Source organism: Acidaminococcus sp. BV3L6 (genome assembly GCF_000468835.1).
Taxonomy (GTDB): domain Bacteria; phylum Bacillota; class Negativicutes; order Acidaminococcales; family Acidaminococcaceae; genus Acidaminococcus; species Acidaminococcus intestini.
Map to the genome: position 1 here is coordinate 23081 of NZ_AWUR01000014.1, position 10880 is coordinate 33960.

Genomic DNA, 10880 nt, shown 5'->3' on the forward strand with positions numbered 1-10880 from the left:
GAAGTCCTTTCTCACGCATGACGTGTTCCGATGATCTGAAGTGCTTTATTGAATTCGTCGCGGGTCACGCCATAATGATTGAGACGCTCCACCATTTTCTTCACATTGCCGTAGCCAATACCCAGTTCGGCTCCAAGGGCGTCCCGTTTTTCCGCCGCAGACTGGGACCCGCTCATACCGTTATGGTAAAGGTCCATGGCCGTAAATTCTTCCTGCGGCGTCATCGAGGTGTGGCGCACCTTGGAAAGTGCCTTGAGGATTGCCTCCGGCTGAGCCTGCTCAATGCCCACATCATGGTGGGCCAGGGCTTCACACTTTGGCACAAAGGCCTGTCCTGCCTCAGGAAAGCGCTCCGTCAAATAACGGCGGATCCGCTCCCCTGCCCCATCAGGATCGGTGAGGATGATGATGCCCCGCTTCTTATAGGCTGCTTCAATCTTTTTAAGGGTATACGGCGACAAGGTAAAGCCGCCTGTTTCGATTGTATCGGCATCAAGGGCCTTCTTGATCGCCACTGTATCCATTTTTCCTTCTACGACAAGGACTTCCTTAAGCAATCTTGTCACGCTCCCTATTCTTGGACCTCTCGTTCCGGATTTTTACTCTAACAGATTGCAGGAAGAATGTCAAAAGAAAGTTCTCCCCACAAATAAGGAAAGAGGCCATTGCCAATTGGCAACAGCCCCTTTTCTACTCAAGGAAATACACGGTTACGTCGCGCCTGCCCCAACTGATTGCGTCAGAGTAGTTTTCCATGTACAGGTCAATCCGGCTGCCATTGATAGCACCGCCGCAATCACCTGCCACGGCAAAACCATAACCAGGGATATACATCCGCGTTCCATAAGGAATCACATCAGGATCCACAGCTACGATTCCATGATAAGGCACAACGCCTGTCGAAGTCAGACCGGTTCCACTGCCCTCGGCAAGGGTATACGCGGAAGCCTCAAAGGTTCTCGCGCTGCGGTACCGAACAAAGCCACGGCTTGTTTCCACCATCAAATTTTTGCCTGTGCCTACTTCTACGACTTGCGGAACAGGTTGGGAAACAACATCACGCGCCAGTTCACGTCTTACTTCTTGATTTCCAATCTTCACCGTGCGGTAGGTGACTACAGCTTCCCCATTGCGGCCTTCCGATACAACAGACTGTCTGCCGCGGGGCAGGTTGTCATTGTTACGGAATTCCACTTCAAAAGGAATGCTTTCTTTGGCCGTCTTCACCTCAGTTGTGGGGGAAACGACATGGATAGTCATGTCTTTTTTTGCCGGGGACTCCAAGGACGGATACACCTTATATCCTTTGTAGTCCACACCCACAGCATCCAGCACTTCTTTTACCGTTTTGCGTCCGATGGTATACTCGGTCGTTCTTCCATTATGCCACACCTTGATTGGAATGGCACGGATGACTTCGATCGTCGATCCATCTTCAAAGTTTCCATGACCAACTACATCATAACCGTCGGCTTTTTGAAGAACAACACCGGCTTCTTCCAAAGCACCTTTAACCGTAAGGGCTCTGGTTGAAAGGGCAATCGTCTGCCCGTCAACTTGAATCTTCACCTGTTTTGGAGCGGCAGCAAAGCCGAGAAAATTCAAGCTGAAGACAAGCATGAGCATGACAACAACCCACTTTTCAGGACGCTTCCAAGTATTTGTTATTCGCAAATTCTCGCCTCCTTAAAGCTTTTGTATTCTACCATGGAGACGAAAAACCTGTCAAAACAAAATTAGGACCAGCTCCTAAAAATGAACATTTTCATTGCTTGATTTTGTGACGCTTTTGAAAAATTTACAGCAAAGTCATCGCGATTTTTAGTAACTTTTTAATTTTGGGAAGAGATTTTGCGAATTTTTTGTGGCAATTTCCATCATCGAAAGGACTGGAATTCCTTTGACCTCCGCTGCCATTTCAGCAACAAGCTTCACATAAAGCGGGTTATTGCGTTTCCCGCGGTAAGGAACAGGGGCCATATAAGGCGAATCTGTCTCAAAAACGATGCGGTCAAGAGGCATCTTGCGAAGGATTTCCCTGACCCCATGATCATTCTTGAAGGTACTTGTCCCGCCAAAGCCAAAGTACCAGCCGGCCTTAATAAAGGTTTCAGCCATGGCCCAGTCTCCGCTGAAACAATGAAGGACCCCTCGCACGCCCTGCCCTTCCGTCAGAAGGAGCCTCGTCATATCCTCATGGGCCTCCCGGTCATGGATGATGACAGGCAGCTTAAGTTCACGGGCCATGGCAAGTTGGCGGATAAGGAAAGCCTGCTGCCGCTCATGAGGTGAATCTTCATCGTTATAATAGTCAAGACCGATCTCACCAATGGCGACCACCTTGTCATCTTGGGCAAGCTGGTAAATTTCCTCAAGGTCCCCTTCGCTCACATGGCCCAGATCTTCTGGATGAAGGCCGACGGCGGCATACACATAATCATAGCGGTGGGCCATAGCAAGCGATGCCTTCGAGCTTCTCACGTCACAACCGGGATTGATGAATCCCAACATGTGCGATCCAATCTCCTGGAGCAGCGCTTCTCGGTCCGCGTCAAAGTCCTCCGTGTCAAGGTGGGCATGCGTATCAAAATAAGGAAGTCGTTCCATTATTTGACCTTGCTGCCCGACGCAATCCCCGGCACTTCGGCAAGAACGAGATTTCCCTTACCGTCACTTGCAGCAAGGAGCATGCCGCGAGATTCGATGCCCTTGAGCTTGGCTGGTTTGAGGTTAGCCACAACGATGACATTCTTGCCAATAAGCTCCTTGGCATCATAGTACTGGGCAATCCCGGAGACAATGATCCGTTCACGGCCTGCCATATCAACGGTAATCTTCATGAGCTTATCTGTGTTGGGGACCCGTTCGGCCGTTTTGATTGCAGCAACACGGAGGTCAACCTTCTGGAAATCATCGATGGCGATTTCTTCGGGCGTAACCACACCGACGTTCTTCTTTTCCGCTTTTTTTGCTTTCGGTGCTTCCTTCTGAGGTGTCTTTTCCGACTCCACTTCAATGCGCGGGAAAATGGGCTGACCCTTCATGACTTTCGTGCCATCAGAGAAACCGCCATACTTCACTTCATTAAGATCGAAGTTTTCCGGCACGGCAAGACCGAGCTGTTCGAAAATCTTCGGTGCCGTAAAAGGCATCATAGGTGAAATCAGGATGGCAATATTGCGAACAGCATCAGCAAGGTTGTACATCACGGCTTCAAGGCGGTCCTTCTGCGCAGGATCCTTAGCAAGGATCCACGGCGTTGTTACATCAATGTATTTATTGGCAGCGCCAATATAGGACCAGACAGCCTTCAGCGCGTCATTGATCTGGTATTCATCCATAGCTTTACGGTAACTGCCAAGCGTTTCCTCGGCAAGGGCTGCAAAAGCCTTGTCATCGGCATGATCTGATGCCGTCTTATGAACAATACCTTGATGATATTTTTCAATCATGGAAACCGTACGATACTGGAGGTTGCCCAAGTCGTTGGCAAGGTCCGTATTCCAACGGCGGATGAGGCCTTCGCGGGAATAATTCCCATCGTTGCCCAAGGCAATTTCACTGAGGAGGAAGTAACGGACGGCATCAGGGCCAAATTCCTTGATTGGTTCCACAGGATCGACGACATTGCCCTTGGATTTACTCATCTTGTCACCATTAACGACAAGCCAGCCGTGACCATAAACCTTCTTCGGCAGTTCATACCCCATGGAAAGGAGCATAGCCGGCCAAATGATCGTATGGAAACGGACGATTTCCTTTCCTACAAGGTGCAGGTCAACCGGCCAGAAGCGGTTAAATTCCTCTTCATTGCGCAGGAACCCAATCCCCGTGAAATAGCACAAAAGGGCATCGAACCAGACATAAGTAATCTGTTTCTTATCAAAAGGAACCGGAATGCCCCAGTCGAACGTGGAACGGGAAATACACAGGTCCTCCAACCCTTGTTTAAGAAAAGCGATCATTTCGTTGCGGCGGGAAACGGGCTGGATGAAATCAGGATGATTTTCAATATGTTTGAGAATTTGGTCAGCATATTTGGACATACGGAAGAAATAGTCCTCTTCTTCCATCGTTTCCACAGGACGGCCACAGTCCGGGCAGACGCCGCCTGCTTCCTCAATCTGACGGTCCGTCCAGAAGGATTCGCAAGGAACGCAGTATTTTCCGACATATTTCTTTTTATAGATATCGCCCTTATCATAGACGCGCTGCAGGATTTCCTGAACGACCCGTTCGTGTTCCGCACTGGAAGAGCGTACAAAATCCGTGTAGCTGATTCCCAGCATTTCCCAAAGTTTCTTGAAGTTTGCCACAATGCCATCTACGTACTGGAGCGGCGTCATCCCATTTTCTTCCGCCTTGCGCTGGATCTTGAGGCCATGTTCATCACTGCCCGTCACGAATCGGACATCAAACCCATTGGCCCTTTTATACCGAGCAATCGTATCAGCAATGGTCGAGCAGTACGCATGACCAATATGCAGATTGGCACTCGGATAGTAAATCGGTGTCGTAATGAAAAAAGCTGGTTTACTCATCTTCTACCCCTTCTTTGACTAGTCTATTATAAAGCTCCCGTTTAGGCAGCTTATAAACTTTGGCAATTTGCTGGAGCGCTTCTTTTTTCCCCACGCCGTCAGCCATCAGACGACGCACGGCATCAAGGGGATCCCCTGTTGGGGCTTCTTCCACCTTGGTTCCGCCAGCAATCACGAGGACAAACTCACCGCGCGGCGCCTGTTCCAAAAGGTGCGCCCGGCACGTGGAAACCGTGCCGCGGAAAAACTCTTCATGAAGCTTTGTCAGTTCCCTCGCCATGGTCATGGTCCGGTCTCCCCATGCGTCTTCAATATCAGAAAGCACCTCTATGATTCGGTGCGGTGCCTCATACAGGATGATAGTTGCTGGAATGTCTTTCCATTCTGCTAGCTTCTCCCGCCGGTTTTTCCGACTTTTAGGAAGAAACCCGCCAAAAAAGAAAGGCGTGCTCGATAGACCTGAAGCTACAAGGGCTGTCAGTGCCGCATTGGCTCCCGGAACAGGCACAACAGGAATGCCTTCTGCAATACACGTCTGGGCAATGTGTTCACCCGGATCGGAAATACCAGGGAAGCCGGCATCGGAAACAAGGGCGATGTTTTTGCCTTCTTTTAGATGCTCCAGAAGAACAGGCCCCATTTTTTCTTTGTTATGCTCATGATAGCTCAGAAGCGTCCCATGGATATCAAAATGATTCAAAAGCTGCCGCGTATGACGTGTATCTTCCGCGGCGATAAGATTGGCTTCCCGCAGCATCCGCAGGGCACGGGGCGTCATATCTTCCAAATTCCCAATGGGTGTTGCGCATAGATATAAGGTTCCAACCGATTCAGCCATGGACCCACTCCTTTCCTTCATAATAAGCAAGGGCATCCTCACTCAGGCTGCCGTCATGCCGGTACATGATAAGGGGCGGCAGGACCGTAAGCCCTCCCCGGCCCCCTTTTTGAAACTCCGCCAAAAAAATCCACGCCCCCCGATCAATATACGAATGGACCCACTGTAGCCGCTTGATTTCTAGATGATAGCGATCAGCTAGGCGTAGGGCATCGGTAAACCGGTCAGGAAGCTGGACCATGGCAAGGCGCCCCCGTGTCTTTAACGCAAAAGCAGCGGCTTTGATGAAATCTTCTAACGTAACGCCCACTTCATGGCAGGCCTCGGTCATGAGCTGACGCCGCCTTCCGCCAATGCGGTAAGGGGGATTCATATAGACAAGATCCATTGTGTCCGGCTTAAGATACTCACGATAAGCCAGGATATCCCCCACAAACGGCATAACCTGCTGCTCAAGGCCGTTTTCCCTTACGCTGCGCTTCAGGAGCTCAATGACATGGGGATTTTTATCCACGGCAAGAACGGACTGGGCTCCCCTGTTTGCAGCCAGAAGGGAAATAGCGCCGGTTCCACAGCCAAGCTCAAGGACGCAGGCTTTTTTCACCATATGGGGAAACGCGGCCAAAAAGACCGCGTCCGTTGTAAAGGAAAATTCTTTTTCATCCTGCCAAATCCGGAGATTTCCACTGGGCAGGCTGTCAAGGCGTTCCGTTTCATTCATCACTTTTGGCGGCTTCGACGATTTCGTCCCAGCTTGCCGTAATCCGGTTGCCTGGGGACAGTTCAACCACAACCGTCTGATCGCGGCGGGAAACATGCATGACCATGCCCTCCCCAGTAGGCGTGACAACCTTCATGCCCGGTTTAGGAATAAGGTGACTTGCTTCCTTCTTTTTCCCCTTGTTCTTGCAGCAGCGGCCGCAGTACATTTCACTTTCGTACTTAAGGCAGCACAAGAGCCGTCCGCAAATTCCTGAAATCTTCGTCGGATTAAGGGACAGGTTCTGCTCCTTTGCCATCTTGATGGAGACAGGTTCAAAGTCTCCCAAAAAAGTTGCACAGCACAAGGGCCGTCCGCAGCATCCAATGCCGCCTAGCATCTTTGCTTCATCGCGCACACCAATTTGGCGCAGCTCGATGCGCGTCCGGAAAACAGCGGCCAAATCCTTGACAAGATTGCGGAAATCAATGCGCCCATCGGCTGTAAAGTAGAAGATGATCCGCCCGCCGTCAAAGGTATACTCTACATTGACAAGACGCATTTCCAGTTTGCGGGCAGCAATCTTCTTTTCATAGATGGTGAACGCTTCCTTTTCCTTACGATGGTTTTCCTCCACCTTGCGGGCATCCCGCTCATCCGCCTTGCGGATCACGCTCTTTAAGGGAGAGACGATGCTCTTTTCATCGACTTCCTGGGGCCCCATGACCACTTCCCCATATTCAACACCCCGGGCCGTCTCTACAATGGCATGGTCGCCTTTTTGCAGATCAAAGCTGCCTGGAGCAAAATAATAGATTTTCCCGGCTCTTTTGAACCGGATTCCAACAATCGTAACCACGGTCGTTACTCCTTTAGAAAAGTATGGATCTCAAGAAAGAGGGCCTCAAGGATCATCCGTGTATTGACGCCCTTATTGAGCCCAAGGTAAAAACGCTCCGTTTCAAGGAGGGATTTCTTGAGAGCAGATAAAGTAAATGAAGCAAAAATCGAAGCGATTCGCTCGCGTTCATCTTCATTATAAAGAAGAAGGCCGCTGCCTTCTTGGATCATCATAGCATCGCGCAAGATGAGGAGCAGCATTTCCAAAAAGGTCTGTGTCTGGTCCACATCCATATCGCCCAGCCATTCAAGACGGGCAAGGCTTGCCATGAGATAAGGATCTTCTATGCCTTCCATAATGAATAAGGCCCGCTCCCGCCACATCAGCGCTTCTGCCTCGGCAAGATGGAGGGCTTTTCCCGGCGAGCCATCAGACAGACGCGCCAAGGTTTCGCCTTGCGGAACAGAAAGCTCCTCCATGACACGTACCGCTTTCTCCCTGTGAAGGGGTTCAAAGCGGATGGCCATGAGACGGCTGCGGATGGTCGGCAGGATGCGCGAAATTTCGGATGCAACGAGGATAAAGAGCCAGTACGTCGGCGGCTCTTCAAGGAGCTTCAACAAGGAATTGGACGCTTCTTCCCGCATGCGGTCCGCACCATCAATGAGACAGACCTTATAAGGGGAAAGGACGGGGGAAAAGACTGCCTTTTTTTCTACTTCCTTGATTTGTTCAATGAGGATATCATGCCGGGCGCCCTGCCCTTCTACATAGATAAAGTCGGGGTGACTTTCCCCGCAAAAGGCGCGGCAGCTGCGGCACTTGCAGTCATCATGGGTGGGATCATCAAGGCAAAGAAAACTCCGGGCAAATTCATAGGCAAGTTTCTTCTTACCAATGCCATCAGGCCCATAAAAAAGGAGGGACGGTGTTTTACGCTCTCCTTGGAGCATGTTTCCCAAAAATATTTTATTGGCTTCATGACCCAAAATGGTATCCCACATGATGATGTTCCTTCCATTGTATTACACAACAAGTAGACTATACCCCATTTAGAGAAATTTTTCCACTTTTTTTATGAGGGCATCCGTCACACTGTCTGGAGTTCCTTCCCCATCGATGAGGATCATGCGCTCTGGATAGCGGTCAAGAAGGGTCAAATACCCCTGACGGATCTTTTCCTGGAAAAGAAGGCCTTGGGCCTCAAACTTATCCGTAACGCCCCGGGCTTCCCGCCGGGAAAGGAGGACGCGGGGATTGCCGTCAATAAGAAAGGTCACATCAGGGCTGAGCCCTTTAGACCCGAAAAGGGACAGTCTTTCCAGTTCATCAAGGTCCATACCGCCCAAGATGCCTTGGTAAATGAGGGTGGAATCACTGAAACGGTCGCAGATGACCACTTTTCCTGCTTCAAGAGCGGGCCGAATGACCTTATCCACATGGTCGGCCCGGGCTGCCACATGAAGGAGGCTTTCCACCCGTTTACTCATGGTGATCTCTGGGGAAAGGGCAAGGCTGCGCAGCGTTTCCGCAAGGCCCGTCCCGCCCGGTTCCCGGGTGAGGACAACCTCCCGTCCCTTCGTTTCAAGATATGCCTTAAGGCGTTTTGCCTGCGTCGTCTTACCGCTGCCGTCAGGGCCTTCCAACGTAATAAAGAGTCCTTTTTTCATTTTATGACCTCGATTTCTCTAAGGGAGGGATCCTGGGGCCCGCTGACAAGAAGCTTCTTTTCCTGCATAAGACGGGCGTAGGCAATAAGCTCTTCCGTAATGACTTCTCCCGGCATGATGAGAGGGATCCCAGGGGGATAAAAGCTGATGGATTCAGTGGTCACACGGCCTGCAGATTCGTCAAAAGGCACCCTCTCATGGGGCGCAAAAAACGCGTCCCGCGGCAGGAGTCGCCGTTCCGGAATCTTTGAGAGAACAGCCGCTGGCGCTACGTTCCGTACCGGTTTCCGGCTTTTTTCCAGCGTTTCCCGGATAAGGACGGCCTTTTGGGCAAATTCTGCATGGTCATCAGCATAGGTAACAAGAAAGAGCACGTGATCTTCATCGACAAGCTCAACGGCAATTTTTTCGCGGCGCAGAATTTCCGCCGCTTCCGGTCCCGTAAGCCCCAGGGCGCTGGTCATAATCGTGACCTTCCCCGGATCCATGGCCGCAACGCCGCCCTTTCCGATCAGTTCATCTGTAAGGACAGGAAGACCGTCAATCTTTTTAAGTTCTTCGCGGAGAAGCGCAGCCGCGCGAAGGGAGGCTTTCGCCATGGCTGTGCCTTTTTGGGCAAGCTGAAAACGCGCCGCATCAAGGGATCCCATGAGAAGATAGTTCGGGCTTGTTGTCGTCACAAGGCTCATGGCCCGTTCCATAGCGTCCTTATCGATGCGGTCATAGGAAACCTGAAGAAGTGAGCACTGCGTCATGGCACCCACAATCTTATGGGTACTTTGCGCTGCTGCATCAGCGCCGCACTGCATGGCGCTTTTGGGAAGCAGGGACGAAAATCCAAGATGGGGACCGTGGGCTTCATCAACAAGGAGCAGCACCCCTTTTTCATGACAGATCCTGGCAATTTTTTCCGTATCGGCAGCAAGACCAAAATAATTTGGTGTCGTAAGAAAGACGGCCTTGATATCAGGCTTCTTGTTAAGAGCCGCATCCACCTGCTCCGGTGTGATCTGAAGCGTCATGCGCCACGACTCATCATAACAAGGAGCCAGGGAAATCGGTTCTAAGCCGCCAAGAATGAGACCGCCCAAAACAGACTTATGGCTGTTTCTGGGAACCAGGATTTTGTCCCCAGGACGCAGCGCGCCAAGGAGCATGCCATGGATGACGCCCGTCGTGCCATTGACACCAAAAAAGCAGCGGTCTGCCCCATAAAGCGTCGCTGCCAGCGTTTCAGCGTCCTTGATGGCTCCTTCAGGATGGTGGATATCGTCCAGTTCCTCCATAAGTGATACGTCAGATAAAAGGGCATTTTCACCCAATAGGTCCTTGAGATCCTCATCAGCACCGCGTCCGCCCTTATGGCCCGGTGTATGAAGGGGGTATACATGATCTTCCCGATAAGCCTTCATGGCCTCGAGGAGTGGTTTTGTGAGCATAGGGATTCCTCCTTGCATAACACTTAATTTTACCATAATTATGGGGGAAAAGGAACATGATGGGAGGCATAAAGGTAGGCTAAGGCGGAAGGCATATGTGACGGGGCCTTCCTTGGCTAAGGCTACCTGTGGCAGCTGGCTAAAAAAATGGAAGGCAACTGTAACGCCGGACCCAAACCGCCCCCTGCGGGGGAACGGGTCCGAACTTCATTCGCCCTCACACATGTCTCTCGGACTTTCGCTCCGCTTCAAAAGCGTCCTTCGAAACTCCGGGCGAATCTACCTCGCTGCCGCTCGTATGGAGACGTCGCCGCACTCCTCATCCACCACCGAAAGGGCACGCTTGCCTCATTTCAATGAGGCAACATGCGGCTTTCGGTCCCCCGCCCTGGCGGGGCGGATCGATTTCAGAGAAATCGAGTTCAGAGGCAAAACACGAAGACGGGCAGTGCTGAGAATAAGGAATGCGCTGCTGAATATCATCATAGCAATAATCCCACAGATTGAATTTTGAGCTAGGCCCGATTGAGAAATACGCAAACAACAGCTCATTTACCAAGAGCATACAGTACCTCCCACGCTCAAAAAGCCCTGAACCGAATTCGTGTCTACGTTCGGTTCAGAGCTCACGTTACGGTCTTTTGCCTTGGAGACGGCGAATGCCGTTCCGCTTTCGATGGGCCAAAACCGCTAATCGCAAGACGCTGCCAACGCAATTCGGTTCACGGACCGTGTGACCAAAAAATCAATTCGGCGCCCACGACCGATAGGGAGACGGTTTGGCGCCGTGCCGTGCGGTCTTTTAGCATCACAACATCACAGCACCACAGCATCTTTCCCAAACAAAAAAC

General features: G+C 51.2%; 11 protein-coding genes. All 11 read right to left on the reverse strand.

The window, feature by feature from the left end; all coding sequences use genetic code 11:
* Window positions 1–11 precede the first annotated feature (11 nt).
* Entirely contained in the window at window positions 12–557 is a 546-nt protein-coding gene (rnmV, locus tag HMPREF1246_RS03370) for a ribonuclease M5 (protein ID WP_021736681.1), read from the reverse strand.
* A gap of 133 nt (window positions 558–690) precedes the next feature.
* Complete coding sequence (locus tag HMPREF1246_RS03375) at window positions 691–1674, reverse strand: 3D domain-containing protein (protein ID WP_009015685.1); 984 nt, start codon at window positions 1672–1674, stop codon at window positions 691–693.
* 147 nt (window positions 1675–1821) lie between these two features.
* Window positions 1822–2607 (reverse strand): TatD family hydrolase, encoded by a 786-nt coding sequence (locus tag HMPREF1246_RS03380; RefSeq protein WP_021736677.1) that lies wholly within the window; start codon window positions 2605–2607, stop codon window positions 1822–1824.
* Window positions 2607–4541: a methionine--tRNA ligase gene (gene metG, locus HMPREF1246_RS03385; protein ID WP_021736680.1), complete on the reverse strand. Its 1935-nt coding sequence runs from the start codon at window positions 4539–4541 to the stop codon at window positions 2607–2609. The genes HMPREF1246_RS03380 and metG overlap by 1 nt, the downstream gene beginning before the upstream one ends.
* Window positions 4534–5379, reverse strand: a complete 846-nt coding sequence (rsmI, locus tag HMPREF1246_RS03390) for a 16S rRNA (cytidine(1402)-2'-O)-methyltransferase (RefSeq protein ID WP_009015688.1) — start codon at window positions 5377–5379, stop codon at window positions 4534–4536. The genes metG and rsmI overlap by 8 nt, the downstream gene beginning before the upstream one ends.
* A complete protein-coding gene (locus tag HMPREF1246_RS03395) occupies window positions 5372–6100 on the reverse strand; it encodes a tRNA1(Val) (adenine(37)-N6)-methyltransferase (protein WP_009015689.1) in 729 nt (242 codons plus the stop codon). Before HMPREF1246_RS03395 ends, rsmI begins: the two co-directional genes overlap by 8 nt.
* Window positions 6093–6938 carry a stage 0 sporulation family protein gene (locus HMPREF1246_RS03400; RefSeq protein ID WP_021736689.1) on the reverse strand — a complete coding sequence of 282 codons (846 nt, stop codon included), beginning with the start codon at window positions 6936–6938 and terminating at the stop codon, window positions 6093–6095. The genes HMPREF1246_RS03395 and HMPREF1246_RS03400 overlap by 8 nt, the downstream gene beginning before the upstream one ends.
* 5 nt (window positions 6939–6943) lie before the next feature.
* A complete protein-coding gene (locus tag HMPREF1246_RS03405) occupies window positions 6944–7924 on the reverse strand; it encodes an ATP-binding protein (protein ID WP_021736686.1) in 981 nt (326 codons plus the stop codon).
* A gap of 48 nt (window positions 7925–7972) precedes the next feature.
* Complete coding sequence (tmk, locus tag HMPREF1246_RS03410) at window positions 7973–8590, reverse strand: dTMP kinase (protein ID WP_009015692.1); 618 nt, start codon at window positions 8588–8590, stop codon at window positions 7973–7975.
* Window positions 8587–10029 (reverse strand): aminotransferase class I/II-fold pyridoxal phosphate-dependent enzyme, encoded by a 1443-nt coding sequence (locus HMPREF1246_RS03415; RefSeq protein ID WP_016459543.1) that lies wholly within the window; start codon window positions 10027–10029, stop codon window positions 8587–8589. Before HMPREF1246_RS03415 ends, tmk begins: the two co-directional genes overlap by 4 nt.
* A gap of 319 nt (window positions 10030–10348) precedes the next feature.
* Window positions 10349–10594, reverse strand: a complete 246-nt coding sequence (locus HMPREF1246_RS03420; protein ID WP_035224263.1) for a hypothetical protein — start codon at window positions 10592–10594, stop codon at window positions 10349–10351.
* Window positions 10595–10880: the final 286 nt, after the last annotated feature.